This is a genomic window from Shimia sp. FJ5, assembly GCF_032918335.1.
GTDB lineage: Bacteria > Pseudomonadota > Alphaproteobacteria > Rhodobacterales > Rhodobacteraceae > Shimia > Shimia aestuarii_A.
Window position 1 is genome coordinate 1258965 of sequence record NZ_JAWJUV010000001.1, and the last position, 26637, is coordinate 1285601.

General features: G+C 55.8%; 28 protein-coding genes, 2 tRNA genes and 1 other RNA gene. 20 read left to right on the forward strand and 11 right to left on the reverse strand.

Going from position 1 to position 26637, the window contains the following annotated elements:
• Positions 1-18: 18 nt before the first annotated feature.
• On the reverse strand, positions 19-537 hold the full coding sequence (locus R1W01_RS06395; protein WP_297755265.1) for a DinB family protein: 519 nt from the start codon (positions 535-537) through the stop codon (positions 19-21).
• A 207-nt stretch (positions 538-744) separates the two neighbouring features.
• Between R1W01_RS06395 and R1W01_RS06400 the strand changes: the two genes are divergently transcribed.
• From R1W01_RS06400 to R1W01_RS06440, 9 genes are all read left to right on the forward strand, one after another.
• Positions 745-1479: a FadR/GntR family transcriptional regulator gene (locus tag R1W01_RS06400; RefSeq protein ID WP_297755268.1), complete on the forward strand. Its 735-nt coding sequence runs from the start codon at positions 745-747 to the stop codon at positions 1477-1479.
• A 34-nt stretch (positions 1480-1513) separates the two neighbouring features.
• The gene (locus R1W01_RS06405) at positions 1514-1690 is read left to right on the forward strand and encodes a hypothetical protein (protein ID WP_317275151.1); all 177 of its coding nucleotides are present in this window, start codon (positions 1514-1516) and stop codon (positions 1688-1690) included.
• A 122-nt stretch (positions 1691-1812) separates the two neighbouring features.
• Positions 1813-2164: a transfer-messenger RNA gene (gene ssrA / locus R1W01_RS06410) on the forward strand.
• Between the two features lie 78 nt (positions 2165-2242).
• On the forward strand, positions 2243-2668 hold the full coding sequence (locus tag R1W01_RS06415) for an ester cyclase (RefSeq protein WP_297755271.1): 426 nt from the start codon (positions 2243-2245) through the stop codon (positions 2666-2668).
• A 77-nt stretch (positions 2669-2745) separates the two neighbouring features.
• A complete protein-coding gene (gene chrA, locus R1W01_RS06420; protein WP_297755274.1) occupies positions 2746-4008 on the forward strand; it encodes a chromate efflux transporter in 1263 nt (420 codons plus the stop codon).
• A gap of 63 nt (positions 4009-4071) precedes the next feature.
• A complete protein-coding gene (locus R1W01_RS06425; protein WP_243612706.1) occupies positions 4072-4545 on the forward strand; it encodes an SspB family protein in 474 nt (157 codons plus the stop codon).
• A gap of 104 nt (positions 4546-4649) precedes the next feature.
• On the forward strand, positions 4650-6044 hold the full coding sequence (gene fumC, locus R1W01_RS06430; protein WP_297755278.1) for a class II fumarate hydratase: 1395 nt from the start codon (positions 4650-4652) through the stop codon (positions 6042-6044).
• Positions 6044-6223 carry a DUF4169 family protein gene (locus R1W01_RS06435; RefSeq protein ID WP_243612704.1) on the forward strand — a complete coding sequence of 60 codons (180 nt, stop codon included), beginning with the start codon at positions 6044-6046 and terminating at the stop codon, positions 6221-6223. Before fumC ends, R1W01_RS06435 begins: the two co-directional genes overlap by 1 nt.
• Positions 6220-6441 carry a ribbon-helix-helix domain-containing protein gene (locus tag R1W01_RS06440; RefSeq protein ID WP_243612703.1) on the forward strand — a complete coding sequence of 74 codons (222 nt, stop codon included), beginning with the start codon at positions 6220-6222 and terminating at the stop codon, positions 6439-6441. The genes R1W01_RS06435 and R1W01_RS06440 overlap by 4 nt, the downstream gene beginning before the upstream one ends.
• A 6-nt stretch (positions 6442-6447) precedes the next feature.
• Here the strand turns inward: R1W01_RS06440 and R1W01_RS06445 are convergent, their stop codons facing one another.
• Complete coding sequence (locus R1W01_RS06445) at positions 6448-6858, reverse strand: SufE family protein (protein ID WP_297755282.1); 411 nt, start codon at positions 6856-6858, stop codon at positions 6448-6450.
• Between the two features lie 123 nt (positions 6859-6981).
• Here R1W01_RS06445 and R1W01_RS06450 point away from each other — a divergent pair, with 123 nt between their 5' ends.
• The gene (locus tag R1W01_RS06450; protein ID WP_297755285.1) at positions 6982-7488 is read left to right on the forward strand and encodes a hypothetical protein; all 507 of its coding nucleotides are present in this window, start codon (positions 6982-6984) and stop codon (positions 7486-7488) included.
• A gap of 18 nt (positions 7489-7506) precedes the next feature.
• On the opposite strand, the gene rnd is transcribed toward R1W01_RS06450, so the two are convergent.
• The 3 genes from rnd to purM all read right to left on the reverse strand — a co-directional run bounded on the left by rnd (position 7507) and on the right by purM (position 10395).
• Complete coding sequence (rnd, locus tag R1W01_RS06455; protein ID WP_297755288.1) at positions 7507-8664, reverse strand: ribonuclease D; 1158 nt, start codon at positions 8662-8664, stop codon at positions 7507-7509.
• A gap of 91 nt (positions 8665-8755) precedes the next feature.
• Positions 8756-9352 carry a phosphoribosylglycinamide formyltransferase gene (purN, locus tag R1W01_RS06460; RefSeq protein WP_297755291.1) on the reverse strand — a complete coding sequence of 199 codons (597 nt, stop codon included), beginning with the start codon at positions 9350-9352 and terminating at the stop codon, positions 8756-8758.
• On the reverse strand, positions 9349-10395 hold the full coding sequence (gene purM / locus R1W01_RS06465; RefSeq protein ID WP_243612699.1) for a phosphoribosylformylglycinamidine cyclo-ligase: 1047 nt from the start codon (positions 10393-10395) through the stop codon (positions 9349-9351). The genes purN and purM overlap by 4 nt, the downstream gene beginning before the upstream one ends.
• 108 nt (positions 10396-10503) lie before the next feature.
• Here purM and R1W01_RS06470 point away from each other — a divergent pair.
• Positions 10504-10580: transfer RNA gene (locus tag R1W01_RS06470), tRNA-Ile, on the forward strand.
• Between the two features lie 24 nt (positions 10581-10604).
• Here R1W01_RS06470 and R1W01_RS06475 read toward each other — a convergent pair.
• Entirely contained in the window at positions 10605-11924 is a 1320-nt protein-coding gene (locus R1W01_RS06475) for an ATP-binding protein (protein ID WP_297755297.1), read from the reverse strand.
• A gap of 39 nt (positions 11925-11963) precedes the next feature.
• On the opposite strand from R1W01_RS06475, the gene R1W01_RS06480 reads away from it, so the two are divergent.
• From R1W01_RS06480 to R1W01_RS06500, 5 genes are all read left to right on the forward strand, one after another.
• A complete protein-coding gene (locus tag R1W01_RS06480; RefSeq protein WP_297755300.1) occupies positions 11964-12878 on the forward strand; it encodes an MBL fold metallo-hydrolase in 915 nt (304 codons plus the stop codon).
• A 79-nt stretch (positions 12879-12957) separates the two neighbouring features.
• Positions 12958-13032 (forward strand) — tRNA-Asn (locus R1W01_RS06485).
• A 324-nt stretch (positions 13033-13356) separates the two neighbouring features.
• Entirely contained in the window at positions 13357-15228 is a 1872-nt protein-coding gene (locus R1W01_RS06490; RefSeq protein WP_317275152.1) for a hypothetical protein, read from the forward strand.
• A gap of 115 nt (positions 15229-15343) precedes the next feature.
• Positions 15344-15541: a type II toxin-antitoxin system RelE/ParE family toxin gene (locus R1W01_RS06495; protein ID WP_317275153.1), complete on the forward strand. Its 198-nt coding sequence runs from the start codon at positions 15344-15346 to the stop codon at positions 15539-15541.
• Positions 15538-15897, forward strand: a complete 360-nt coding sequence (locus R1W01_RS06500) for a helix-turn-helix domain-containing protein (protein ID WP_243612694.1) — start codon at positions 15538-15540, stop codon at positions 15895-15897. The genes R1W01_RS06495 and R1W01_RS06500 overlap by 4 nt, the downstream gene beginning before the upstream one ends.
• A 643-nt stretch (positions 15898-16540) precedes the next feature.
• Here the strand turns inward: R1W01_RS06500 and R1W01_RS06505 are convergent.
• Positions 16541-16951 (reverse strand): DUF6634 family protein, encoded by a 411-nt coding sequence (locus R1W01_RS06505; RefSeq protein ID WP_317275154.1) that lies wholly within the window; start codon positions 16949-16951, stop codon positions 16541-16543.
• Between the two features lie 602 nt (positions 16952-17553).
• On the opposite strand from R1W01_RS06505, the gene R1W01_RS06510 reads away from it, so the two are divergent.
• From R1W01_RS06510 to R1W01_RS06520, 3 genes are all read left to right on the forward strand, one after another.
• Positions 17554-18834 (forward strand): SIR2 family anti-phage-associated protein, encoded by a 1281-nt coding sequence (locus R1W01_RS06510; RefSeq protein ID WP_317275155.1) that lies wholly within the window; start codon positions 17554-17556, stop codon positions 18832-18834.
• Positions 18835-18857: 23 nt separating this feature from the next.
• Positions 18858-20576, forward strand: a complete 1719-nt coding sequence (herA, locus tag R1W01_RS06515) for an anti-phage-associated helicase HerA (RefSeq protein WP_317275156.1) — start codon at positions 18858-18860, stop codon at positions 20574-20576.
• A gap of 224 nt (positions 20577-20800) precedes the next feature.
• Positions 20801-21499, forward strand: a complete 699-nt coding sequence (locus R1W01_RS06520) for an HNH endonuclease signature motif containing protein (protein ID WP_317275157.1) — start codon at positions 20801-20803, stop codon at positions 21497-21499.
• Positions 21500-22373: 874 nt separating this feature from the next.
• On the opposite strand, the gene R1W01_RS06525 is transcribed toward R1W01_RS06520, so the two are convergent.
• From R1W01_RS06525 to R1W01_RS06540, 4 genes are read right to left on the reverse strand one after another with little or no spacing between them, the layout of a single operon-like run.
• The gene (locus R1W01_RS06525) at positions 22374-23558 is read right to left on the reverse strand and encodes an aromatic amino acid transaminase (RefSeq protein WP_317275158.1); all 1185 of its coding nucleotides are present in this window, start codon (positions 23556-23558) and stop codon (positions 22374-22376) included.
• 6 nt (positions 23559-23564) lie between these two features.
• A complete protein-coding gene (locus R1W01_RS06530; protein WP_317275159.1) occupies positions 23565-23891 on the reverse strand; it encodes a hypothetical protein in 327 nt (108 codons plus the stop codon).
• Positions 23888-24688: a pyrroline-5-carboxylate reductase gene (proC, locus tag R1W01_RS06535; RefSeq protein ID WP_317275160.1), complete on the reverse strand. Its 801-nt coding sequence runs from the start codon at positions 24686-24688 to the stop codon at positions 23888-23890. The genes R1W01_RS06530 and proC overlap by 4 nt, the downstream gene beginning before the upstream one ends.
• 3 nt (positions 24689-24691) lie before the next feature.
• Positions 24692-25726, reverse strand: coding sequence for a zinc-dependent alcohol dehydrogenase family protein (locus tag R1W01_RS06540; RefSeq protein WP_317275161.1), 1035 nt, complete (start codon positions 25724-25726; stop codon positions 24692-24694).
• Between the two features lie 140 nt (positions 25727-25866).
• Between R1W01_RS06540 and R1W01_RS06545 the strand changes: the two genes are divergently transcribed.
• Positions 25867-26334, forward strand: a complete 468-nt coding sequence (locus tag R1W01_RS06545; protein ID WP_317275162.1) for an Lrp/AsnC family transcriptional regulator — start codon at positions 25867-25869, stop codon at positions 26332-26334.
• Positions 26335-26637 lie beyond the last annotated feature (303 nt).

Below are 26637 nucleotides of genomic sequence, written 5' to 3' on the forward strand. Positions count from 1 at the left end.
CGTCGCAGGTGTCCCCGGTCAGAGCCAGCTTTCTGCTTCAGGCATGAAAATAAGGTCCGTGTCCCCGATCCCCTTGCATCCCGCCGCCGTAAGCATCGCATGCACCTGCCCGCGATGATGCGTCTGGTGGTTGAAGAAATGCACCACGCATTGCGCCATCGGCTTGCTGACCTCGCGCCCAAGCGCCCCAGAGTGCCAGCTATGATCCCCCGTTAAGTCGATCGCCCGCACCTTGTCGGCCCACATACGAATACGCCCGTCGGTGCGAAATCGCTCCGCACTCCACGTCGCGAGCGTCGGACAAAGCGTCACGCTGTCCTTGATCCCGCCCTCGGGACGTGCGCCGCCATCAAACCGCGCCATCCACAACAGGTCCGCCCACAAAAGATGATTGAGAGTGCCGAGGATCGATCCAAAGAACGCCCCCCGATCCTCACGCAGCGCCTTGTCTGGCAATCCCTCTGCCGCTTCGGCAACCTGTTCGTTCTGCCATGCGTTGTAGCGCGCCATCATCCGGCAATAATCGCGGTCGATCATTCTTTTGGTCCTTTCAACTCTCTCCGCCACGTCACGGCCGCACATCCCTTGCACACCCAAGTCCGGCCTCGCCCCAGAAAACGCGCTTCTGACGCGTTTGAAAAGCCCCGTCATCGCCGCGTGGCTATGGGTCGTGGCCCGACTCGAATGTCTTGCGATTAAATTGTCAGACATTTAAACTGCGATCAAACACTAAATGTCAGACAAATGAAAACAGACGCCTCCAAACCCCAAGATCTCTCTGCCCAGATCGCCAAGGCGATCCGCGATTCGATCCTGTCGGGTGAAATGTCCGTTGATGATCGCCTGCCCTCCGAGGCCGAACTCGCGGATCAATTCGAGGTGTCCCGCTCGACCGTGCGAGAAGCGCTGAAACGGCTGGCCGCGCAGAATTTGATCCGGACACGGCGCGGCGCCACGGGCGGGGCCTTCGTGCGGCACCTCTCTTATGAAGAGGCCTACGCCAATCACGTGACAACCTCGACGCTCTTGTTGTCGATGAATGCGGTCGATTTCGAAACCGCCTGCGAGGCCCGTTTCGCGCTTGAGCGCGCTTGCGCCCCACTTTGTGCCGCGCGCCGAAGTCCCGACCACCTTGCGACCATGCGCGCCGAAATTCACCGTCAGGCCCAGCCCGGCCTGTCAGATGAGAGCTTCTGTGATAGTGACGTCGCTTTTCATCGTGCGTTGGTCGATGGCGCGGCCAACCCGGTCCTCTCCTACCAACTGGCTGGCGCGGTCGAGGCGATGCAACCGCTGATGAACATGATCACCTTCACCGCCCGCTCGCGTGAAGAGATTGTCGGGCTGCACACCCGTATCGCAGATGCCCTAGAAGCTCAGGACGCCGCCGCTGCCGATACGGCCCTGGCAGAGCTCGCGACCTATACACTGGCGCTTGGTGACCAAGCGATGTCGGCACGGCGGGCCAAGCAAGGTTAATCCGGGCTTTCCCAATCGCGTGGACAATCATCCCATGCACAAGAGACGCTCCCCTCTCGACGCGTACCTTTGGCTACGCGATCTCTTTTCGTCCCGCGCGGCGCGTGATGGCGGCGTGATCCGTCGCAAGGCCCGCGACATCGACCGCTTTGTCGGCTGGCACGTGGTCTTTCAAAGAAAAGGGCCCGAAATCTTCAAAAGATTTCGTTAACCCCTTACCCCACCGCGCGCATCCTTCACACTCGCCTCTAAGCCCCTCGCACATATGCAATACCGACGTAATACCGACGTGATACCGCCATGGGGTTTCGGCGTTAACACTCCCGCCGCGAATCCCTTGAATCCGGTGCGATGCTTGCCTATTTATGATCTGTCTCTTCGGGGACTATGGACATAAACGCGCTCGTAATAAGCGGATCGGACCCGGGGGCGGTACCCGGCGGCTCCACCAATAACCCTTTCATTTGAAGGACTTGGGGCCGAAATAGGATCGACGAACGTCTAAAGGGGTTAGCTTTGTCTCGGCTGTCTGCCACCGTTACCGGCGAAAACTGTACAATTGCAAATGACAATCGTGCTCCGGTTGCTCTCGCAGCGTAAGCTGTTGGAAAAACCGAACTTTAAGTCCTGATCTCTAGCAAGGTCAGGCGGGGTTCGCAGGCACCTGGCAACAGAAGCCTGCACTTCCATTTCCCTTAACTGTTTCGTCAGGCTTGCCCCCTATCCTGTTTCGCAGATGACATGCGAAAAGGGCTGTAACCCCATGACAAAGAAACGGATTCTTGAGGATTGGTTTCGCCGCGTTTGGGTCGAGGGCGATCTCGATGCCATTGACGAGATGTTCTGCCCCGAGACCCACGCCGCCGGACTCCTACCTGAGATGCAGGTCGGTCCGAACGAATTTCGCGAATTGGTGCCGATGTTTCTCGCAATGGTCGAGGATGTGCATGTTGCCCTCGACAAGGTCATGGAAGACGGCGATTGGGCCGCCGCGCTCTATTCCATGCGCGTCACCGATAGCGCCACAGGCAAGCCAGTGGTCGGCTCCGGCCAACTTTTTGCGCGTTTCCGCGAAAATAAGATGGTCGAAACCTACAACAGCTTCGATTTCATGGCCTTCTTCGAACAAATCGGCCTCCTCCCCCCCAATTCTCTCGCTCTCTGCCTCACGGGCCAGAGGATCGGTTAGTTGTTTCGGGAGGCGCGCGACGTCGTAAGGTTTCATTAACCCTTGCAGGAATCGCCCCGGCGTGGTCGTTGCTGGACATGTCTGCGCCTACGCCCCTCTCCGACCTGATCCGTGTCTTTGGACGCATCGGTTGTTTGTCTTTCGGCGGCCCCGCGGCCCAAATCAGCCTGATGCATCGTGAACTCGTCGATGACCGCCAATGGCTCTCGGAGAAACAGTTCCTCGGCGCGCTGTCGTTCTGCATGCTTCTGCCCGGCCCGGAAGCGATGCAGCTCGCAACCTATTCTGGCTGGCGCTTGCGCGGCGTGCCTGGTGGCCTCATCGGTGGCGGCCTCTTCGTGTTGCCAGGAGCGCTGACCATCGCCCTTCTCGGCGCGCTCTATATCGCTTTCGGATCCTTGCCGCTTGTCGCTGCAGCATTTCTCGGCGTGCAGGCCACCGTCGTCGCGATCGTCTTACAAGCGCTTGCGCGCCTTGGTGCCAAGGTTCTGACTTCAAAGAAAAATATTGCTATCTCAATCTCTGCGTTCTTTGCCCTCTATACCGGCCTATTGCCTTTCCCGGCGGTGATTTTTCTCGCGGCTCTTCTCGGAGCCGTGACGCGCAGCGAGCCCGAGTCGGCACCCGTGCCGCCTCCCGCGACATCGACAAGCCGCCTTCTGCGCACGGTTCTTCTTTGGGGCGCGCTCTGGGTCGCACCTATCGTTCTGTGCTATGCGCTTGGCTATACCTTCCTGACCGACATCGCCCTTTTCTTTTCCAAGCTCGCCGTGGTGACCTTTGGCGGTGCCTACGCCGTTCTTGCTTACATGGTGCAAGCGGTCGTGCAAGACCACGGCTGGCTCGACACATCGCAGATGATGGACGCGCTCGGCTTGGCTGAGACGACCCCCGGCCCGCTTATCCTCGTGACACAGTTCACAGGCCAACTTGCCGGCTATCTCGAAGGGGGCTGGCGTATGGCTATCGCAGCCAGCATCCTTACCCTGTGGGTCACGTTTATCCCTTGTTTCTTATGGATTTTCGCCGCCGCGCCCTATGTCGAGACCCTCCTTGCACAACCGCGTCTTACCGCTGCGCTTCAATCCATTTCCGCCGCGGTGCTCGGTGTCATTGCCAACCTGAGCCTCTGGTTCGCGCTGCATCTTCTCTTCGGAACACTGCACGAGACGGGCTTTGGCTTGCTGCCGGAATTGGCTTCGCTGCGTCCTGTCCCGCTGGCCCTAACCGGCCTTGCGGCGCTCCTGTTCCTCTGGCTCCGACAGTCTCTGCTACGCACACTTCTTGTCCTCGCCTGTGTCGCAACCGGCCTTGCTCTCGTCGTGCCTATGGTTTTTTGATCGCACATCTTTTGTTTCCCGCCGAATCTCTTATGGTGAAGACAGCTAAACCGAGGCCTCTCAATGACCCGCACGATCGACTACGGAAATCTGATGCACCGCGCCATGCGCAGCCTCATCCAAGAGGTGTTGAAAGACATCGAGGCCAATGGTCTACCCGGTGAACATCATTTCTTTATCACCTTCGACACCCACCACCCAGATGTTCGGATCGCAGACTGGTTGATGGATCGCTACCCTGGTGAAATGACCGTTGTCATGCAGCATTGGTACGAGAACCTAGAAGTCAGTGACGAAGGCTTCTCCGTGACTTTGAACTTCGGCGACTCTCCCGAACCCCTTTATATTCCCTACGATGCAATCAAGACCTTCGTGGATCCATCTGTCGAGTTCGGCCTGCGCTTTGAGACTCAAGAGGAGGATGAGGGAGAGGATGACCTAGAGGTCGCGCCCGAAGAGCCTCTCGACGTGGACGAAGCTGAGGAAACGCACAAGGACGCCGATGTGGTGAGTCTGGATAGTTTCCGTAAGACCTAGGCGCGTTGCACCGTCGCAGGCGCCGGTATCCAACGGTATACTGTATTGATTTCTGCCCCCGTTTCTCTATGACACGGGCTGACAAATGTTACGGAGCACGACCGATGACCCAGACCCGCACCGAAACCGATAGCTTTGGCCCGCTCGAGGTTCCTACAGACAAGTATTGGGGCGCCCAGACCCAGCGTTCGATCATGAACTTTCCCATCGGCTGGGAAAAACAGCCCGTGGCGATCGTCCGCGCGCTCGGCGTGATCAAGAAGGCTTGCGCCATGGAAAACAAGGCAACGGGCAAGCTCGACGCGAAAATCGCTGATGCCGTGATCCAGGCCGCGGGTGAAGTGGTCGAAGGCAAGTTCGATGACAACTTTCCGCTTGTTGTTTGGCAAACAGGTTCGGGAACCCAATCGAACATGAACTCCAACGAAGTGATCGCGAACCGCGCCATCGAAATCCTTGGTGGTGTTATCGGTTCCAAAGACCCGGTCCACCCCAACGATCACTGCAACATGGGCCAGTCCTCAAACGACACTTTCCCCACTGCAATGCATATCGCAACGGCGATGTCCGTGCGTGACGTGCTCATGCCGGGCCTGAAGAAACTCGCCGAAGGGCTTGAGCAGAAGTCCGAGGAATTCAAAGACATCATCAAAATCGGCCGCACCCACACGCAGGATGCGACTCCGCTCACCCTGGGTCAGGAATTCTCCGGCTACGCACACCAAATCCGTCAGGGGATTGCGCGCGTGGAAGCGGCGCTTCCGGGGATCTACGAACTCGCGCAAGGCGGCACAGCCGTCGGCACCGGGCTCAACACCCAAAATGGTTGGGGCGAAGCCGTTGCTGCGCATATGGCCGAGATCACCGGCCTGCCCTTTGTCACCGCCCCGAACAAGTTCGAGTCGCTTGCCGCGCATGATGCGATGGTCTTTATGTCTGGCGCTCTCGCGACTGTCGCGGGCGCGATGTACAAGATCGCCAACGATATCCGCTTCCTTGGCTCGGGCCCGCGCTCCGGGCTTGGCGAACTGATCCTGCCGGAAAACGAACCTGGCTCGTCGATCATGCCGGGCAAGGTTAACCCGACCCAGGCAGAAGCCATGACCCAGGTCGCTGCGCATGTCATGGGCAACAACGCCGCAATGACCTTCGCGGGATCGCAGGGCCATTTCGAGCTCAACGTCTACAATCCGATGATGAGCTACAACCTGCTGCAGTCGATCCAGCTTCTGGGCGATGTAGCAGATAGCTTCACCGAGCGTATGCTCCTCGGTATCAAGGCCAATGAGCCGCGCATCGAGAAGCTGATGAAGGAATCGCTCATGCTGGTGACCGCGCTCGCACCCACGATCGGCTACGACAACGCGACCAAAGTGGCGAAGACTGCCCACAAGAATGGCACAACCCTCAAGGAAGAGGCCATTGCGCTTGGCTTTGTGGACGAAGAGACCTTCGAAAAGGTCGTGCGTCCCGAACAAATGATTGGTCCCAAGGACTAATGGCCGATCCGGTTAACCTGAACCGGTTTCGAAAAGAAAAAGCGCGGGCCGCCAAGAAGGCCCGTGCTCAGGAAAATTCCGTGAAATTCGGGCGTACCAAAGCGGAACGCGCTCGGGATGAATCAGAGGCTGCAAAGGCCAAAGCCCATCTCGATGGCAACAAGCGCGACGAGCCATGAGCGCGCGACCGATCAAACGCTCTCTGACTTTGCGCGGCCACCGCACTAGTGTCTCACTGGAGGATGACTTCTGGCGTGCGTTTCGTGAAATCGCTGACAAGAAAACCTTGGCAATCAACGAATTGGCGGCACAAATTGATGCAGAGCGGGATATAGAAACGGGCCTCGCGACCGCGATACGTCTCTATGTTCTTCGCTACTACCGGGATGCGAACTGATCCGACCTAAGCCGCTTCAGCAGCCACGGAGCGGATTCTTTCGATCATAGCGCGGAGTCCATTAGAACGTTGCGATGACAGGTGTTCGTTGAGGCCAAGGCGTTCAAATTCTGCCCGCGCATCTACCTTGCCGACGTTGACGACTGGGATGTCATTGTAGAGTGCGCGCAAGACGGCGATCAGACCGCGCACGATCACCGCATCGCTATCGCCTTCGAAACTGAAGACCCCGGCCTCGATCCGAGGATGAAGCCAGACTTGTGAGGCGCAGCCATCAACCTTGGTTGCGGGCACCTTAAGTGCATCGTCGAGCGGCTCCATCGCCTTTCCAAGATCGATGACGTGCCGATAGCGATCTTCCCAATCTTCGATGAACTCGAAATCTTCGACGATTTCCTCGAATGCCGCAGTTGCCATCTTGCTCTCCCAATCGCTTTTCCATGAGTTAGAACCGTCTTTGCAAAAGGTCCAGCCCCGCTTGGTGCTTTTCAAGCGGCGCTCAATCCGCTAACCCATAACAAACGCTAAGAGGTCGAGCTGATGCGCAATTCCGTCACGATTCTTTTCCTCATCGCTGCACTTGGTGTCAGCGCCTGTTCCAGCCGTCTCAACCCGTTCAATTGGTTCGGGGGCAGTGAAGAGGTTGCGCTGACCGAGGAAGAAAGAGCCAAACAGAACCCGCTTATTCCGCAAGAAGGTCCTGGTCTTCTTGGGAAGCGACCGGACCCGGGCTATCTTGGAACACCAGTCGCGAGTGTGGATGAGCTGCGCGTAGAGCGCACGCCGGGCGGTGCCATAATCCGGGCAACCGGCACTGGGACAGTGCAAGGTGGCTACGCGATCAAGCTTGATCCACGCAATGAAGGCAAGCCGGTCAAGGGCGTATTGAGCTATGATATGAAAGCGGTTCAGAACCCGCGCTATCCGGTGGGCCCGGCATCGGCGCGGCGTTTGATCGTTGGCCACAAGCTGACGAACCAACAACTCGAAGGCGTCCGGGTGATCAAGGTCTATTCCCAGAGCAACGCCCGGCAGGCGCGGCGCTAAGACGCCGCGCAGCTCTGATTAGAGCGGCACAACCTTCACGTTGTTGCCCTTCGCGGCCAAGGCAATCTTGCCTTCGCAAAGCTGAATCGCTTCATCACCGAAAACCTCACGGCGCCACCCGCTCAATGCGGGTACATCGCGCAGTCCTGCTGCGATCGCATCGAGATCTGCCGCCGTCGCAATGAGCTTTGCCGCGACCCCCGAGCTTTCAGTGCGCGCCTTGAGCAGAACCCGCAAGAGATCAGCGAGCGCTGGATTGACCTGCAACTTATCGCGGGTCTTATCGGGTGTCGGCATCTCGTCTGCGGGACACTCCACACCGTTCTTGATCGCGCTCAGGATTCCCTCGGCGATCTCACCTTTACGTGCTTCGCGCAACAAGAGACGCGAGCGCCCCAAGTCCTGAAGATTCTTGGGTTTGGTGGATGCCAGTTCTACAAGCGCATCATCCTTGAAGACCCTGTTGCGGGGGATATTGCGGCTCTGCGCATACCCCTCACGGAACCGCGCGAGCTCACGCACAACGGCAAGAAACTTCGGTGTCACTGTACGTGTCTTGACCCGTTTCCAGGCCTCGGACGGACGCACGGTGTAGGTTTCGGGATTGGTCAGAACACGAAGCTCTTCAGCGACCCAATGAGCGCGGCCTGTCTCTTCAAGTTTATCTGCCAAGAACTCGTAGATCCGGCGCAAGTGCGTCACATCTCCGAGGGCGTATTTCTGCTGTGCCTCGGTCAATGGGCGGCGCGACCAATCTGTAAAGCGGCTCGACTTATCGAGGCTTTGCTTGGCGATCTTCCGCACGAGGGTCTCATAGCCCACTTGCTCACCAAAGCCACAGACCATCGCGGCAACCTGTGTGTCGAAAAGAGGATCAGGGAAGACCTTGGCTTCGACAAAGAAAATCTCGAGATCCTGCCGCGCGGCATGAAAGACCTTCACCACGGAGGTATCGCGGAAGAGATCATAGAGAGGCTCGAGAGAGAGATCGCCAACAAGCGGGTCAACGAGAACCGCATCATCGCCCTCATGATCCGGAATAGCCATCTGGATCAGGCAGAGTTTTGAAAAATAGGTCCGCTCTCTGAGGAATTCGGTGTCGATCGTGACATAGGGTTTCGTGCGCGCCAGTTCGCAAAACTGTGCCAGTTCCTCAGTCGTCGTCAGTGTTTTCATACGCGGAGTTCTTCTATGTATATTGCTCGCTCCCTGCTCCAAAGAACTACGGCGAATGCGCGGGAATTGCAAATAGGTGCGAAACGCCGTTCTAGGGAAGAAGGACGGGACGCAGATCATTTGCCGCGAACCGCCGAAGGACCGCAGGGTAGAGCTTGTGCTCCTGCACCAGAACACGCGCGGCGAGGTCGTCCGGGCTGTCGCCTTCAAGGACCGGGACACGTGCCTGTCCTAGGATCGGACCATCGTCGAGAGCAGGAGTCACAAGATGAACGGAACACCCATGTTCTGCGTCCCCCGCCTCAAGGGCGCGAGCATGGGTATGCAGCCCTTTATATTTTGGCAGCAACGAAGGGTGGATATTCAGCATCTTGCCTTCCCAAGGCGCGACAAACGCCTCTGTCAGGACACGCATGAACCCTGCAAGGCAGATAATGTCAGGCCGAGCCTCTACCAGAGCGGCCTGAAGCGCGGCCTCAAAAGCGACGCGATCCCCTTTGAAGGGCCGGTGGTCAACGACAGTTGTCGGCACACCGAGCGCCGCCGCCTTAGCAAGCCCACCTGCATCTGCATCGTTCGCCAGAACCAGCACTGGTTCAGCCGGATGATCGCCAGCCTGCATATCCTCGATGAGGCGCACCATGTTGGAGCCGCCGCCGGAAATGAAGATCGCGACGCGCTTTTTCACAGGAGCGCGCCTGCGTAGCGCATACCCTCGCCTGCCGAGACCGTGCCGAGGCGCGAAACATCTTCGCCGGCTTTTTCAAGCAGATCGGCCAAAGCATCCGCACGTTCCGCTTTGACAACGAGGATCATGCCAATGCCGCAGTTAAAAGTCTTGAGAAGCTCCGACTCAGCCATGCCACCAGTTTGCGCCAGCCACTTGAAGACGGCCGGAAGCTCCCAAGCACCCAAGTCGATCTCTGCGCCAAGGCCCTCGGGAAGAACCCGCGGCAAGTTTTCAGTCAGACCGCCACCAGTGATATGGGCCAGCCCATTTACACCGCCAGCGCGCACCGCTTCCAACGCCTGTTTGACATAGAGACGAGTCGGCGCAAGAAGCGCGGCCCCAAGCGTGCCCTCAGCCCAGGGACAGTCATCGTCCCAGCCAAGGCCAGACACCTCAACAAGCTTGCGCACGAGGCTATAGCCGTTCGAATGCACACCGTTCGAGGCAAGTCCAAGCAGCACATCACCCTCGGAAACATCGACCGGAAGGTCCGTACCGCGTTCCATCGCGCCAACAGCAAACCCAGCGAGGTCGAAATCCCCGGCCTCATACATGCCCGGCATCTCCGCCGTTTCCCCACCGATCAGGGCGCAGCCCGACTGCACACAGCCCTCAGCAATCCCTTCGATAATCCGCGCGGCCACCTCGGTCTCGAGTTTGCCGGTCGCGAAATAGTCGAGAAAGAAGAGCGGTTCCGCGCCTTGGCACACAAGGTCGTTTACGCACATGGCCACGAGATCTATCCCAACCCCATCGACATTTCCGGTATCAATCGCGATCCGGAGCTTGGTGCCGACACCGTCGGTCGCGCCGACAAGGATCGGATCTTCATAACCTGCTGCCTTGAGATCAAATAGCGCGCCAAACCCGCCGAGACCGGACATCACGCCCGAGCGCGATGTGCGCTTGGCCGCAGGCTTGATCCGGTCAACGAGCGCATTGCCCGCATCAATATCCACACCTGCATCCGCGTAGGTGATGCCATTCTTGCCGTCGCTCATGTCATACTCCATTTCTGGCTTGAAGAGGCACTAGACCATCGCTGTCTCGGAGGCAACGCCAACCCTTGACGCGGGCGCGCCTTCTGCTAGCAAAAGAGCGTTAAGGTAGGGCCTGTAGCTCAATTGGTTAGAGCAGAGCGCTCATAACGCTTTGGTTGCGGGTTCAAGTCCTGCCGGGCCTACCAGTTTCCATTGCGATTCGACCGCCGTCACCGCGCGATGACGATATCCGCGCAGAGTCCGCCAAGTGCCTCGCTCTCGCCAAGTCGCAAGACCCCGCCATGCGCCCGTGCCACGTCCGCCGCGATCGATAGACCGAGACCCACGCCCATACCGCGGTTCTGATTGCGTCCAGGTTCAAGGCGCGCGAAAGGTTTGACAGCTTCTTCACGGTCTTCGACGGCAATGCCGGGGCCGTCATCTTCAACACGAATGCGCAGGGATTTGTCTGAAAGACGAAGGGACACACGGGCCGTCGTGCCATAACGCACGGCATTTCCGATCAGGTTCTCAACCGCCCTTTTGATCCCGACAACACGTAAGGACACAAGCCCCTCCCCATCTCCTTCGACCGGCGCAAATGTCACGTCTCGTCCTCCGCGCGCGCTGTCTTCGACGATTTCTCGAACGAGTGCCACTGGATCAACCTTTTCAGGCTCCCCTTCGTGGGCGCCGCGGGCAAAGCTGAGAAACTCATCCAAGAGTCTCCGCATGTCTTCAACATCTTTTTCAAGAGGCTCGGCATCCTCTCGATCTAAGAGACTTAGGCCAAGCTTGAGCCGAGTAAGTGGAGTACGTAGGTCATGACTGACCCCGGAGAGCATCAAGGTCCGCTGTTCGATCTGCCGTTCAATCCGTGCGCGCATGTCGAGAAAGGCATTGCCTGCCGCACGCACTTCGATCGCTCCTGTCGGGGAATACGGCACATGCCGCCCACGACCAAATGCTTCGGCTGCGGCAGCCAAACGCGTCACAGGGCGAAGCTGATTGCGAAGATAGACATAGGCGATCAGGGTCATAAGTCCGCCGAAGAAGACCATGTTCACCAAGAGCTGATGCGGATTGGTCGCCGATAGTCGAAGGCGGTCAAACTCGAACATTGTTGGCCCCTGTCCGGTCGCGGCGTAGACCCGAACAATCCTGTTGTCAGGTAGTTCCACACCACGAATAGCAGGTACAAGATCGTTTAACGTCCGGATCACCACCAATCCTGAAAAATCATACCAGCGCCGTTGGTTTCCGGGCGGCAAAAGCGCGCCGATCTCGACATGGTATTCGAGAGCATCCGAGAGCATCGCGAGTTGCGTGGTGCCTTCTCGCCCCTCCCCGCTAGCCTCTACCATGTCGAGCAAAAGGACCAACTCTCGCGAAACAGACCGCGTCATCTGTTCCGTCACGCCTTCGAAATGCCTTTGGATGAAGACAAAGGACACCACAAGCTGCAGCGTGACCACTGGCAGGATCAGGATCAAGGCTGCCCGTCCGTAGAGACTGCGCGGCATATAGCGTTTGAGCCATTGAAAGAACATGCGTAAACCTTGCCGTGAGAGTGAACGGAAGGAAAGCCCATGGATCCTGAAATCCTGAAATTCGACCCACCCATCGGGATCGCCGAGGAGATCTCCTCAGGCTTGCGGCGTCTATTGGCTCCGAATCCCTCCCCGATGACGTTTCGGGGTACAAATACCTATCTTGTTGGAGCGCGCGGCCTCGCCGTCGTAGATCCCGGACCTGACTCCAAGACACATCTTGATGCAATTCTCAATGCGGTGGCTCCTGGACAAGAGATCACTCATATTCTGGTCACTCATGCGCATGTGGATCACTCGCCATTGGCGCGGCCCCTTTCAGAGGCCACGGGAGCACCGGTCTTTGCTTTTGGGGACGCCTTCGCGGGCCGAAGCCCCGTTATGCAGGATCTCGCCGAGCGCGGGCTTGCCGGCGGTGGCGAAGGTATCGATGCGGGGTTTGTTCCAGACCACACGCTTGCGGATGGAGAGATTGTTTCAGGAGACGATTGGGCGCTCGAAACGATCCACACGCCTGGCCATTTTGGAAACCATGTGTCCTTTGCCATGGAGGATGTCTGCTTCTGCGGGGATCATGTCATGGGCTGGGCAAGCTCTCTGGTGTCGCCCCCAGATGGTGATCTGACAGATTTCATGGAGTCATGCCGCAAACTCGCAGCGAGGGAGTGGCAGGTGTTTCATGCCGGGCATGGTGCGCCGATAGAGAACCCGGCGGAGCGGCTTGCATGGCTGATTGAACACCGAGAAATGCGAGAGGCAGAGATTCTCAAGGCGCTCGAATCCGGCCCTGCACGGGCTTATGACCTTGCCTGTCATATCTATACCGATACGCCGACCGCCCTCATGGGGGCCGCAACACGCAACGTCTTCGCTCACCTCGTTGATCTTGTTGGGAAAAACCGCATCCAGAGCCAAGGTGATCTCGAATCCGAGGCTGTGTTCGAACAGATCTGATCGATCCGAAAAAAACGAAAAAAATGTAACGAAACCCTCTGGACCTCGGAAAAAACCACCGCTATATCACGCCCCATGTTCCGGCGTAGCTCAGCGGTAGAGCAGTTGACTGTTAATCAATTGGTCGTAGGTTCGATCCCTACCGCCGGAGCCATACACACCCTAACGTGTTGATATGGATGAGAAAAAGAAAGTAGCTCCGTTCACTTTCGATTTCTAACTTGGATTCGTCTCACTGGCGTCTCACAAAAGTCTCACAGAGCATTGGTTGTAGACAGCTAAACTCGCGATGGCCTCACCACCGAGGTCAACTTTGACACAGCAAAAATATCTCTACTGCAAACGGAATCGGTTTTACTTCCGTCGGCGGATCCCAGGGCTATCCACATTTCGTTCTCCAATTTTTTTGGCATTGGGGACGACAGATCGAAATCTTGCGCATACATGGCTTGAACGCCTCAAGTTGGAGTTCGACCAAATGTTCGATAGCTTTGTACTGTTAACGCCTGCGCTACCTGACAAAATCGTGTCCAGGTATTTTGAACATTATCTCAGGAAATGCGTTTCCGACCTGAACCGTCAGATTAACTTTGCGCGGATGAAGGGAAGATTCTCCGCAGATAATGAGCGCTCATTGTCCGTACTGCCTATCATTTATGAGAGCTTCCTTGAGCAGGGCATTCGCAAAAAGCTTCCGGTCGAGAAGATTGATCCCAAGTGGGACGAGGAGACACTGGAGACGGCCCTACATCTTTATGAAGCTGAAAGCCGCAAGGCACTGTCCAAACAGACACAGGAGGACCTGCTTTCCACTTATTCGTCCCTCACCGGTGAGACCCTCAACGACGAGGAACATATCGCGCAGCTACGGGCCGAGCGTTTTCGGGCCCGCCTGCGCGCGCTTCAGTCGGTTCAGGCGGGACACCTCCCCGACACCGAACAAACGCGCCACATGGAGCCCAACGAGGAAACGCCTGTGGCACTGCAGACTCCCTCGCCTGAATGCGCCTCGGATGACAAAGCGCCGCCGCCTGAGATTGAGCCCCAAGAAACACCCGCTGGGACGGTCATCTCGAGTCCCGAACCGCCATCACCACAGGTTGAGCGCACTTCAAAAAGTGCTTCAAAGAACACCTGCAAGACAATGAAAAAACTTGAAAATTATTTTTCTGATGCCCGGGATGACGCATTGACGGCAACTCCCGATACCTGGTCTGACGACATCGCCCATATCTTCTGGCGCACGTCGGTCGAAAACAAAATGAGCAAGGATGTCGCTAAGCAGCGCGGATCTGACATTCGCCGTTTCATGTTTATCACCGGCATTTCCAAGGTCACAGAAATCAAGCAAGCGCATCTGACCCACTGGTCCGACAGCTTGCAGAAGTTTCCGAAGAACTTCTTGCGCTCAGCAAAGGATCTGCACCGCACGATTGACGAGGTGTATTTGAACGCCAAGCATCTGCCGCCCAATGAGCGCGGCCTCGACTCGAGCACGGTGCGGCGCCATGTGAAATCCATTGAGCTGCTGATTGCCCGCGCAAGAGCGGAGGGCAACCCGCTTCCAGAGCTGGAGATCTCGGGGTTGAAACCCAAGAAGAAGTCATCGCGGAACAAGCATAAGTCCCGCGCCGTTTTCCGCGCCGACGAGGCACGTCAGTTGTTCTCCCACCCCATTTGGACTGGCGCGCGTTCAGCCGGACGCCGCCACGAGGCAGGCACAACTCTTGTGCAAGATGGTAAATACTGGATTCCGCTCATTTTGGCTTACACTGGCGCAAGACGGGCCGAGATCGCAGGGATGCTGGCCACCGATGTACAGATCATCGACGACATCCCGACCTTCGTGATTCAGTCAAACGTTTACCGTGGTATCAAAGGCGAAGCTGCGGACTGTGATGAGGCTGACAAGCTGACTCGCATGGTGCCCATTCACTCGCAGCTGATAGACCTGGGCATCATGGAATACGCCGAATCCACTGCCCATAAGGGTCACACGCTGCTGTTCCCCGATGTCGTCCCTGCCCCACGCAAAGGCAGTAAGCGGTCACCGACCGAAGACCTCGCCTTGTCCGTTGAGAAGTTCGGCGAACGTTTTGACGATGCGTGGCGGAAAGCAATGACAATTGCGCTCAAGGGGAATCGCCGCAAACTGTGCATCCACAGTCTGCGCCACTACGTAAATCACACGCTCCTGCATTGTGGCGACGTGCTTGATGTCACGCGTACGGATCTGGTGGGTCACATCCATAGCGAAGGCGATGAGTCCATCAACACCTCTACCTATCGCGACGAGACGCCACTCCATGTGAAGCGGGACGCAATCGAGAAGCTGCCTCGACTGATGTGATGACGTTGCGTCCTACGGGGGGGTAAACCGAGTTCACGCCCCATCATTCGAAACGTTGAATATCAATCGAAAGGACTGAATTAGGATGATGGAAAGCATCAAGACGTAACTTAAGGTGAGCAACAGCACAGAGCACGCCAAGGTTGTTGCAACCTGTCGAGCCGTCTATGCAGTGAAGCTCGGGGATGATTTGTATGTGCTTCACGCGTTCAAAAAGAAGTCTAAAACCGGGAAAAAGACCCCGAAATCTGAAACTGATCTGGTAAAGCGTCGCCTAAAGCAAGTGAAAGAACAACTGAGGAAAAAAGCATGACTGATGTCGCGGAAGAACTTGAGATCGAAGTTGGCAGCGGAAATGTTTTTGCTGACCTGGGGCTCGATGATGCGCCTGAGCTAAAACTTAAAGCCACGATCGCGGGTCAAATCAACTCTATTGTTCATCATCGCCACCTGAATCAACGACAAGCAGCTGAGATTCTCGGGGTTCCACAGCCAAAAGTCTCTGCTCTGCAGAACGGAAAACTTCATGGGTTTTCTCTGGAAAAGCTCTTGTCGTTTATGGTTCGATTGAATCGGGATGTTGAAATCGGCTTCAAGAAAGTCGCCTCTCATCAGGATCCTCGCTATTTTGTTCGGAACGAGAAGGAGAGACTTCTTGTGGACGTCTGATCCCGATATGCCTTGAATTTCAGAACACTAAACGTCCTAGGGTCGCGCTTTGCGCGGCCCTGTTTGCTTTCCGGGTGGGGATATGTTTACAGATTGGTTTGCCCTGCTCCCCTTCGGGTCCTCATATTATGCATAACTGGCTGAACGAAACCAAGCGGATCAAAGCTTACCTATGTTTCGACACGATCTGAAGAGCACCTGACCAGATCTATTCGCATAGACCCATTCACTGAGAAGCTGAGCGTCGGAATTGTAGAGACCAAAATTTCTGTCGATGCTAAAATGCTGAAATAGTGCCAGTGGCTTGATATTATTATGAAACATGATCCATGGGCTCGACGGCTGATATCTTGCTATATTCAGTCCTGAGGTCCGGATGTCAAAGCTCCGAAATCGGATGAATTCCCCGACTTCCTTTTCAATTGAAACCAAGACCCTAATCTGCCCGTTAGACTCCTCATCGCTCCAACGTAAATATTGCTGCTCCGCAGCGAAGTACGGACCAGTGGCATTCAGCAATCGCAAGATCTGTGTCATGCTTGCGGTCAATGCGAGAATCTCATCTTAAGATCTCTTCCAATGGTGCCTCACGGCTTTCGTCGCGCCGGAAATCTTTATGAAATCACGAGATACCGGCTGTACCCTAGTTCATGAGTTTCCGAAATAGTGCTGCCTTATCTCGGAGCATGTACTCGAGTTCTTCGTCACCAAGAACGCGCCCCCAGAGATGCCCGGCCGAGACGAGGCTTCCAGTTGGAAAATCGGCTTTCTCTTCAAGCTTGTAAAATCGCGACACTGTGCGTGCGATCTTGGCATCATGTTCGAGCCAGACAAGATCGGATGTGGAGATCAATGTATCCCCTAAAATTGGGTGGTCGGTGGCATTTCCAAACATGAAGATCCGACCGGATGCCACTTTTACGGGCACATACCCTGTCAGAACCGGAGCTGCCCCCAAGTCAAACTTTTCGCGCTGCTCCACTGCATCAAGAGCTTGATTATATAGAGAAACAAGCTCAGCCGTATACCGTCGTGCCAAAGTAGCCCCCTCCATGCTTCATGCGAACTGCTCAGGCCGTCGCACCATCAGATTTTCACGGGACGGAATAGGTAAAATGTGAACTGTGCAACATGGGCAAGGAGACAGGAAGCGCCATATGCCTAACAATGTATGCACGCGCGACACGAAGCATCTTTGCGAAAATTTAAGAACAAAGGCAGAACTCACGCCGCTAATTCAAGCAATCCAAGACAAAGGAAAATTGCGAAAAAGAAACTATTGAAAGCATCTGTCAAAACAATCGAAGCTTCATTGCCAAAAATGTCTTGACTATCGGAGATACCCCTAACGTCAGCTATCTGACGGGAAATCTAAACGAGAGATGATTGCCTCCGAAAAATGATAGGAAGATTGATCCTTCGTCAGAGGCCTTGGACATCATATAGCGTCAACATTCAGGACGGACACCGCGCTGCAACAAAGACTTTTTCAACAGCATGGGCGGGAAGCAGTCATTGGCTGCGGATGCAAACAACGTCGTCGGGCACTTCGATAGCAGCCATTCGCATAGTGCCAATCGGGATAATTTGAGGTAGATTTGTCAGAGTGGGTCTTTTTCTGGGGCGCGTTAGAAGCGCTTTTGAAAACTAGAATAGATGGGAATTCATTTGATAGCATATAGAGGTAACGTTCTTCTCAGTGATGAGATTGAATTGACGGCGCATTTGGCAACCCTCCTACGTATGGAAAATATAGGTGTTTTGCTTGGGGCAGGCGCGTCCGTAGGATGCGGCGGGAAGACCATGGCCCAACTTTGGGAAGACTTTAAGTCATCGTCTCCAAGCGAATACCAGTGGCTTTGCCGTAATCAGTTTGTACCCACCCCAGTGCCGCCCGGTGTGCCTCAACCCGTCCCGGTGCCACCCGGCGTATCTCAAACTGCACCACCAAATGTTGAGAACCTTTTGGACACCTTGGCAATTGCTTTGGCAGAGTGGGAACGGGCAGACTCAATCGAGAAAGTTGAGGGAAAGAAGGCTCGTGCTGCGATCTATCGAGCATTGGTAAGAGCGTCTTTTCTGGACGAAAGCTGGTGGAACACTCCAGAGGGCGTCGCGCACAGCGAGGACAGGCTGTCCGCTCACCGGCTACTTTTGCAGCGCCTAACGTCCGCCAGACAGCCGGGGCAATCGTCTCCTTGGCTGTTTACCACCAACTATGACCTCGCCATTGAGTGGGCGGCAGACTCAATTGATTTGAATGTCCTCAATGGCTTCTTGGGCCTCCATTCTCGCCGCTTCACCCCCCAGAGCTTTGATCTAGGGTTTCGGAATGTTCAGGCAAAGGGAGAGGCGCAGTTTGGGTCTTACAATGTCTATTTGGCCAAACTCCATGGCTCTCTGACATGGAAGGAAGTTTCCGGGCAGTACTATGAAATTCAAGCGACTGAAGCGCAGGGGGAAATCCAGTCCTTCGTAAAAGGCGACACAGATAAGCTTGCCTTTACAGTTCTCCCTAGCGCCGCGAAGTACATTCAAACTGTTGGCTTCGTGCTAGGGGAGCTGTTTCGCAGATACTCTGAGTTTCTGTCTCGTCCACAGTCCGCCCTTTTAGTCTCAGGGTATGGCTTTGGAGACGAACATATCAACAGGTTACTTTTGTCAGCGTTGCTCAACCCGACTTTCCAGTTGGTTGTCTATCTCCCCGAGTTTTCTGGGTTGGAAGACGTGTCTAAACTTCCAACAGCGGCGCAAAAACTGCTTTCTCTACAAAGCCCGCGGGTAACATTCGTAGGTGGTGGGGGGGATGCCTATTTTGGGAGTTTCGTCGAACACCTTCCTGAGCCTTCAATCTACAACGAAGATCTTCGCCAGCTTCAAGAAAGGCTAAAGGCACTCGGTGCAGCCACGAACCCAAATGAAGGTGGTTCATTGTGATAGGTCGTTCACCAATTGGGTACGTGGTTCGGATTGACGGAGCGGAAATCACTCTCAACGTCTTGGATCACCACCGGGGGATGGTCGCGGGGCATTCACATGGTGTGTCGATGGTTGCGGAGATTGGCAGCCTTTTGGGTATTGATGCAGGCGACCGCTTGCTGTTGCTGCGGGTTCGTTCGATCAGTTTTGCTGAACCAAATGAGGTTCATCGCCGATCCATGGGAAAAAGCTCGCTTTCGGCTGAACCCCTGCGCCATGTTGTTGGCGTTGTCGTGGGAAAACTCACCCGAAAAACCGCTAAGCTCGAATTTGTGTCTGACTCACTGTCTACCCCCGCTTTAGGGGCAATGGTCTATCCGCTTGTCGCGGATGAGGAAAAGACAGTTCTCGGTCGCGACGACAACGCGCCTACATCGATTCACTTGGGAAATGAGTTACGCAGCGGAGCTCCAGTCCACGTGGACATTCAAAGCCTAATAAGTAAACACGTAGCTGTTCTCGGGAGTTCAGGACAGGGAAAAAGCTGTTTTACAGCCGCTATACTCCAGCAGATTGTTAAGCTTCCAGGCTCTCGGACAGTCATATTTGATATTAACGGTGAGTATGAGCAGGCCTTCTCAGAAAACGTAGAGCCAGGCTGGATCAGAACAACAAAGCTCGGAGAAGGTGGCCTGAAAATTCCCTACTTTGCGCTTGGGCGGCACGGCCTTCAAAGGCTGCTAATGCCAAGCGAAAAGACGCAAAGGCCAGCACTGATGTTCGCCTTGGAATCGCTCAATCGGGTCAAATGGATCGATGCCGGTAGTGGTGTCGGAATAACAACTGATACCACACCATTCTTGTTCGATGACTGTCGAAGTGGAAATGCAACGCAGGCACAGCAGCGGATTTCGGCACTACAGGACAAGACTGCAAAAGAAGTGACTGTGTGGCCCCCAATGAAAGCTTTGGGCCCATTGGTTGCGGAAAGCTACTCGCTGACAAACGGCAGGAATGGCTGGGAACGAAACGCATTTCAATATGGGAATGTTGCCCCGCTGGTAAACCGCATCCATAGGTTTGTTGAAGATCCGATGTTCTCAGCCATAGTTGATACGGCTGGGGCGCCCCGAATGGCACCGCTCGACTGGCGGCGCGAGGCCTCTGAATTAGTGGCAAACATATTCGGCGATGAGAACTCAAACTGGAGAGTTCACATCGTTGATCTGCGACGGGTGGCTCACGACCTGATGCCGTTTATCCTGGGTTCTTTGTTGGAGCTTTTCGCGTTCGAGATTTTTGAGCGTGGCCAAGACAAGAAAGTCCCCACTCTTTTGGTGTTGGAGGAAGCACACCACTATTTAAGACCTGTGGGTGTCGGGGAAAGCGACACTGGCAGTTCTTTGGCCTATGAGCGACTGGCAAAGGAAGGTCGGAAATTTGGATTGGCGCTTTGGTTGAGCACTCAACGTCCATCAGAGATATCTCAAACCGTTCTTTCCCAATGCGGGAATTGGGTTTCATTTCGGCTGGCGTCCGATAGAGACTTGGCGGCAGTTCAAGCATCGAGCGAATGGGCCGACAGACGAGATGTGAAAAGAATTTCTGGCCTTGCACGGCAAAACGCTGTTGCCTTCGGTGAGAGCCTAAGAATGCCCGTAAGCATTATCGCTCCGACGGCATCACCCACACCGAAATCAAGTGACGCTCCATTCAACAAGTGGGCAGATGCCCGTGAACATTTGGGGCTGAAGGCATGAGAATGGCTTGTCTTTTAGGCAGTTTTGACCCGGCGAGTGTGAGTCCGCTTGTGCTGTGATTTTGAGCTTGCAGCGAACGGCATCTTCGACGGGCCGCGCTGCAGCATCATCAGGCGAAGATGAGCGTCCGCTAAGGGTCGAAGTAGCCTTCGCTCAGGGATTATCCCCAGAGCAACGTTACGATAGTTTTAGGATCAGCAAGTTTGAAGGATGATACTGATAAGATGACCGAATTGACCTTTGATCGCAATCAAGCCGAAGAGGCCATCGAGCGTGTGAAAGCCGAAGGGCAAGCCTGGCTGTATGAAAATTATCCCAAGCCAAATGGGCAGATGCGAAAGTCCAGTACCGGTTTCTTAATGCATGAAGGTGTGGCTTATCCTGTGAAGCCATTAGGTCGTCTTGCTAACGAGCTCGCCGGAAATCCCATGACCGATAACCCTATCACAAACGTGTTTCGAAGGTACTTCGAGAAACTTGGGTTTCAACTGATCGAAAATGCGAGCAACGAGGCTGAGATCGCAGCAGAGCGGCAACGCAGATTAGCCGACGTCTGGCAGCGACCATGGCAAGCTAAGTTTCGACGTAAGGTGTTCGAGATGTTTGGTGCGCGTTGTCTGATTTCTGGATGCGAGACCTTGGCAGTATTGGAGGCCGCGCACATCATACCTGTATGGTGCGGTGGTGGGGATGAGGCTTGGAATGGTATCCCTCTCCGAGCAGACCTACATCGACTATTTGACGCTGGAAGTATTATTCTTGATTCTGAGAACTGGAGGATCAGCGTCGAAGAAACTGCGCGAAAGGACTACGGCATTTATAACGGAAATAGTTTATCTGAGCACATCTCAAAGATTGAAGTGAAGTCAGAGGTTGCAACGGCCCTAAAGAAGCGGATGAGCTTGATATCTGCGGTTAAGTGAACGGCTGCTTTGCGTAAGCTGCAATGCAGCATTTTGGGCTATGGGCAATGGCGGATATGGGCCAAGTGTGTCCGCTTCATGAAAGCGTTGCGAAAGCAATTGCTACGCTGCTTTTAGCTGCAGCTGTCACCCGTTCTAACCCTCAATTATTGGCTGCCTAACTTGAAAATCTCCGTTCCGCGGATGGAGTGATTTCCACGAAGATTTATTGATAGACATCATGCTCCTGCGGTGAGCATCAGCTTTCTTATGACAATTTTCACAAAGTGCTGTCACACAGACTGGCGCGCAGTCGAGGTTATACTGATGATGATGTCTGGATAGTGAAGAGCGTGAAAAGCACCACTGACAACACTTTAGTGGTATTGAATTAGCGCTCGAAGAACGAATAAAGCCTATCGCCAGTCTAGGCCTGTCCAATAAGCTCCTTGAAAGATTCCAAAGCTGGGGGCGATCAGCATCCCTTTGCTCATAGTCCTCACGCATTCTTGCGATTGCCCTAGACTTTTCACTTGGCTCGTCATTCACAATTATTAACTACTCTAACCTTACGACCTCAATTTCGAATAACATATATCTAGCGATCGACACTTTGCGCTGCAATCCAGTGCAACAGAAAAATCCACGAATAAAGTAGTAGAGCACTGGCCTCTGTGTGGGTGCCGCAGCGCCGCAGTACCGCGTGCAACGAATACCAGGGTTGGGCCGGAAGTACTGAGGTCATCACGACACAGTTTGCCGAACATGCTGCGCCGCCTCTGACGTCGGCTCAGAGCCCAGAGTGACTGATGCTGCAGCTCATGCGAGCGTCTGCTTTGCCTTGTTGACGGGCCAGATTTTTTTCTGGCTGACCGTTGTTGCTGCAAGCCAAACGTTACTTGGCGGACGTCACGTCTGAGATCGCCACGATCAGCTTCATGATGTCATCCGCCCCCAATCGAGCGACATTCACGCGCCCGCCTTTCACGACATGGATGCCATGATCTCTTGTCAGGGCTGTCTCTTGAGTATCGGTCAAAGGCAACAGTGAGAACATGCCAGATTGCTTCGCGATGTATGCGAGCTGATTTTTGCCAAGGAGTTCGCGTTCGGTCTCGACAATCTGTTGGCGCACCGCAACGACGCGGGCACGCATCCGGTCCAGATCGGCCAGCCAGAGCTTTTTGAGACGCTCATCTTGCAAGATCGTGCGCACCAACGATGGGCCGTGATCCGGCGCGTGGGACGCGCCCGAGCGGACGATCGCGGACACGGCGCGGTGTATTCGGTCCCGGTCGCCCGCGCGCGTCTTCACAAACAGCGCGCCTGCCCGGTCGCGGTAAACGCCGAAAGATTTTGAAAGAGTGATGCAGACGATGCATTCGGGAAACCGCGCGGCGATTTTGCGGACCATGTTGCAATCGGCGTCCCAGCTTTGAGCGAACCCCAGATAGGCAAGGTCGATCCAAGGGACGATCCCGCGTGCCTCCAGAAGATCAAGCAACGCGTCGAACTGCTCTGCGGTCATGTCGGCGCCGGTTGGGTTGTGGCAGACACCCTGCATCAGAAATACGTCGCCCGCACGGGCGGCCTTCAGCCCGTCCAGCATTTGGTCAAAGGTGATCTGAGCCTTCAGCCGGTCGTAGTACGGCACCTGCGCGAACCGCGCATGGGCCGCAGCCAGGATCGGAACATAGTTGCCATAGGTCGGGGTTTGCAGCCAGACGGTGGGCGGTTTGGGCATCTGCGCCAACAGGTCCGCCATGACTCGCAGGGCCACGGCGCCACCGGAGGTCTGTGCGGACACCCAGCCTTCGTCCAAGGCATCGCCCATGATCTCTTGCCCCAGCACGCGGCAATAGTCGGCGTCCCCCGTCAGGGCGAGGTAGGATTTGCTGGTCTGGGTCTCGACCAGCTTTTGTTCAGCCAGCTTGACGGCTTCGAGAACAGGCGTTTGGCCATGGGCATCCTGATAAATGCCCACGGTCAGGTTGAGTTTGTCCTTGCGGGGATCGGCTGCAAAATAGTCGGCCCCGATCATGATGGGGTCGACGGGGTAGTCCTCAACCTGTTCAAACATTCTGCATCAGCCCTTCTCCAAAATCCCCGTGGTGACCAGCGTCTCGAAATACTCGACCTTCAGTTCAAAGGATTTCAGAAGCTTCTGGGTACTCGGCTTGACCACGGCATCGTCGAATGCCCCCTGTTCAAAATGTCCCGCCGAGGCGAGATCGGACCAGAAGCTGGTCACCACCAGTTCATAGTCGGTCCCATTCACCTTGACGGCCAAAGATGCGCCCAGATGGCCGGGCAATTCAGCCATTTCCCGGAATGTCGTCCGTTCCAAATGGTCCGCGTATTGGTCAAGAACGGCCTGAGATCCGGCGACGGCGCGCCACCATCGAATGATCATCGCTCTGCCTTCCCCAGTTCGACGGCCCGGTCGCGGCAGGCGGTCATTGCCTTGGCGACCACGTCCCCAAAACCGTCCTCCCGCATCGAGACAATGGCCGCATGGGTTGTCCCGTTGGGCGATGTGACACGGGCTCGGAGGACCTCTGGCGCATCTCCCTTGGTGGCCATGGTGGCAGCGCCAAGTGCTGTTTGAAGGGTCAGCGCCTTGGCATCCTCCGAGGGCAAACCCAGGGCCGTGCCTGCCCTGATCATCTCTTCGATCATCAGGAAATAATAGGCCGGGCCGCTGCCTGACACGGCCGTGACAGCGTCCAGAAGGTCTTCACGCGCGACCGTGACGCAAATGCCGAAGGCTTCGATGATGCCTTTCGCCGCTACACGCTGCGCTTCGGACGCGCGGTCATTGACGTAAAGCCCCGTCGCCCCCAGACCGAACAGGGCTGGCGTGTTGGGCATGGTGCGAGCGATGGCCACCGGTCCAAAGAGGCCTTCCAGCGATGCAATCGTAACCCCGGCGGCAATGCTGAGGATCAGCTTATCAGACAGGTCTACGTCCATCTGTTTTGCCACAGCAGCAATGACTTGAGGTTTGACGGCCAACACAATGACGTCAGAGGCAGTGGCGTCGGCCACATCGCCTGTCGTCGCGACGCCATGCTGTACTGACAGGCAGTCCCGCTGATCCGTGTTCGGGTCGACAACCGTAATCCGTGAGGGCGCCCATCCACTGGCGATCATGCCGCCAATGATGGCTGACGCCATGTTGCCGCCGCCGATGAATGCAACCTTGTTCATTGCTCAGAAGCTCGTGATGACGGTCGCGCCGACGGACTGGAACTTGTCCATGTACATCAGCGCCTCCGGGGCCGCGTCGATGCCGATCTTGTCGCCGACCAGCCGGGCTGGGTTCAGCTTGCCGCTTTCGACCATGTCGAGCATCGCTCCATAGCGATGGGCTTGCATCCCGTGGGAGCCAAGCAACTCAATCTCCTGGCCAACGATCTTCGGCATGGGCACAGCCGGGGCCGCGTGATCTCCCAACATCAGACCCACCTGGATGTGCTTGCCCCGTGGCCGCAGGCAGAGAATCGAGTTGGTCATTGTGGCGGGATGGCCAAGCGCGTCCAGAGAGACATGCGCACCGCCCTTGGTGATCTCCTTAATCGCCTCGACCACGTCGCCTTTGCCGTCGATGGCCGCGACCGCACCAAGCTCCTTGGCCAGCGCCAGTTTCGCCGGGTCGAGATCGACCCCGATCACATTCGCCCCCGCCGCGCTGGCGATCATCACAGCGGACAGACCAACGCCACCGCAGCCATGCACGGCAACCCATTGGCCCGCACTGACCTTGCCCTGATCAATCACCGCGCGAAAGGACGTGGCGAACCGGCAGCCCAGGCTTGCGGCGGTTGCGAAGTCCATCGCCTCTGGCAGAGCGACCACGTTCAGGTCAGCCTGATGGATCGGCACATATTCCGCGAAACTGCCCCAGTGGGTGAAGCCCGGCTGCTCCTGATGCAGACACACTTGCTGATGACCGGCATGACATTCGCTGCATGACCCGCAACCGCAGATAAACGGCACCGTGACCCGGTCTCCCACCTTCCAATTTTTCACGTCCTTGCCAACCGCCTCGACCACACCGGCCAGTTCGTGGCCGGGGATGTGAGGAAGCTCGATATCACTGTCGTGCCCCATCCAACCGTGCCAGTCACTGCGACAGACACCAGTGGCTTCGACCTTGAGGACGACCCCATGCGCTTCGGGCGCAGGGTCCGCCACGTTCACGACTTTGGGGGCTTCTTGGAACTTCTCGAACAGGACAGCTTTCATGGCAGGATCTTTCGGCTTTATCGACTGGTTGAGTGGAAGCTATCACGTGACGGGGAAATTACCTTGCCATTCTGCCCTTTTATGTGGTTAATTTGAGCAGAAAGCCCTCAATGTGAGGGGTTATTGAGGATACTCTTCCCTTGTCCAGCATCGACACAGTCAACGCACAGATTCTCGAACTGCTTCAAAGCGACGGGCGCATGACCAACGCCAAACTGGCTGAGCACCTGAACATGAGCGAAACCCCCTGTTGGCGACGGCTAAAGAAACTGGAAGAGACGGGCATCATCGAGGGCTACCAAGCCCACCTCAATCGCAGAAAGCTCGGGCTCGGCGTCATGGCCTTCGTTCAGCTGAGCTGCTCAGAGCACGATCAGGCCGCGACCGCCGAGTTCCAACGAATTATCGAGGTCACGCCCAATATTCTCGCCTGCCACAACACCACCGGCGAGGACGATTTCCTGCTGATCGTGGTCGCGCGGAATCTGGACGACTACAGCGCCTTTGTCGACAGCACGCTGCGGCGCTTGCCCGGTGTGACCAGCATTCGCTCGAATCTTTCACTGAAGGAAATGAAGGCGTCGAGCAAGCTTCCCGTTCGCGTTTAGCAGCGTTTTGCAACGCGCCTTCCCACAGCGGACATTCGTGTAGACACATCGAAAGGCCGCTTCGTCCCGCATAGCAGTCATCAGACATCCAGAAATGCTGTGATCTCGACCAAGGTCCGGTATGCGGGCTGCGACGGCAGCATCCGAAGATCAACCTCAAAGTCGTCTTTTGGGTCGAGAGTTTTACCGCGCCTTGCTTGGTTAACATATTCCACCTTCATGAACTTATCTTGTCAAAAGGTGAGCCGTTGTCCGTCAAGCTTCAGAACTCAAGGCATCACATTTCAAACGGATTGAGGCATC

Coding starts and splice junctions, on each gene's coding strand:
- R1W01_RS06395 (WP_297755265.1), bottom strand. CDS start 537: ATGATCGACCGCGATTATTGCCGGATGATGGCGCGCTACAACGCATGG.
- R1W01_RS06400 (WP_297755268.1), top strand. CDS start 745: ATGAAAACAGACGCCTCCAAACCCCAAGATCTCTCTGCCCAGATCGCC.
- R1W01_RS06405 (WP_317275151.1), top strand. CDS start 1,514: ATGCACAAGAGACGCTCCCCTCTCGACGCGTACCTTTGGCTACGCGAT.
- R1W01_RS06415 (WP_297755271.1), top strand. CDS start 2,243: ATGACAAAGAAACGGATTCTTGAGGATTGGTTTCGCCGCGTTTGGGTC.
- chrA (WP_297755274.1), top strand. CDS start 2,746: ATGTCTGCGCCTACGCCCCTCTCCGACCTGATCCGTGTCTTTGGACGC.
- R1W01_RS06425 (WP_243612706.1), top strand. CDS start 4,072: ATGACCCGCACGATCGACTACGGAAATCTGATGCACCGCGCCATGCGC.
- fumC (WP_297755278.1), top strand. CDS start 4,650: ATGACCCAGACCCGCACCGAAACCGATAGCTTTGGCCCGCTCGAGGTT.
- R1W01_RS06435 (WP_243612704.1), top strand. CDS start 6,044: ATGGCCGATCCGGTTAACCTGAACCGGTTTCGAAAAGAAAAAGCGCGG.
- R1W01_RS06440 (WP_243612703.1), top strand. CDS start 6,220: ATGAGCGCGCGACCGATCAAACGCTCTCTGACTTTGCGCGGCCACCGC.
- R1W01_RS06445 (WP_297755282.1), bottom strand. CDS start 6,858: ATGGCAACTGCGGCATTCGAGGAAATCGTCGAAGATTTCGAGTTCATC.
- R1W01_RS06450 (WP_297755285.1), top strand. CDS start 6,982: ATGCGCAATTCCGTCACGATTCTTTTCCTCATCGCTGCACTTGGTGTC.
- rnd (WP_297755288.1), bottom strand. CDS start 8,664: ATGAAAACACTGACGACGACTGAGGAACTGGCACAGTTTTGCGAACTG.
- purM (WP_243612699.1), bottom strand. CDS start 10,395: ATGAGCGACGGCAAGAATGGCATCACCTACGCGGATGCAGGTGTGGAT.
- R1W01_RS06475 (WP_297755297.1), bottom strand. CDS start 11,924: ATGTTCTTTCAATGGCTCAAACGCTATATGCCGCGCAGTCTCTACGGA.
- R1W01_RS06480 (WP_297755300.1), top strand. CDS start 11,964: ATGGATCCTGAAATCCTGAAATTCGACCCACCCATCGGGATCGCCGAG.
- R1W01_RS06490 (WP_317275152.1), top strand. CDS start 13,357: ATGTTCGATAGCTTTGTACTGTTAACGCCTGCGCTACCTGACAAAATC.
- R1W01_RS06500 (WP_243612694.1), top strand. CDS start 15,538: ATGACTGATGTCGCGGAAGAACTTGAGATCGAAGTTGGCAGCGGAAAT.
- R1W01_RS06505 (WP_317275154.1), bottom strand. CDS start 16,951: ATGGAGGGGGCTACTTTGGCACGACGGTATACGGCTGAGCTTGTTTCT.
- R1W01_RS06510 (WP_317275155.1), top strand. CDS start 17,554: ATGGGAATTCATTTGATAGCATATAGAGGTAACGTTCTTCTCAGTGAT.
- R1W01_RS06520 (WP_317275157.1), top strand. CDS start 20,801: ATGACCGAATTGACCTTTGATCGCAATCAAGCCGAAGAGGCCATCGAG.
- R1W01_RS06525 (WP_317275158.1), bottom strand. CDS start 23,558: ATGTTTGAACAGGTTGAGGACTACCCCGTCGACCCCATCATGATCGGG.
- R1W01_RS06530 (WP_317275159.1), bottom strand. CDS start 23,891: ATGATCATTCGATGGTGGCGCGCCGTCGCCGGATCTCAGGCCGTTCTT.
- proC (WP_317275160.1), bottom strand. CDS start 24,688: ATGAACAAGGTTGCATTCATCGGCGGCGGCAACATGGCGTCAGCCATC.
- R1W01_RS06540 (WP_317275161.1), bottom strand. CDS start 25,726: ATGAAAGCTGTCCTGTTCGAGAAGTTCCAAGAAGCCCCCAAAGTCGTG.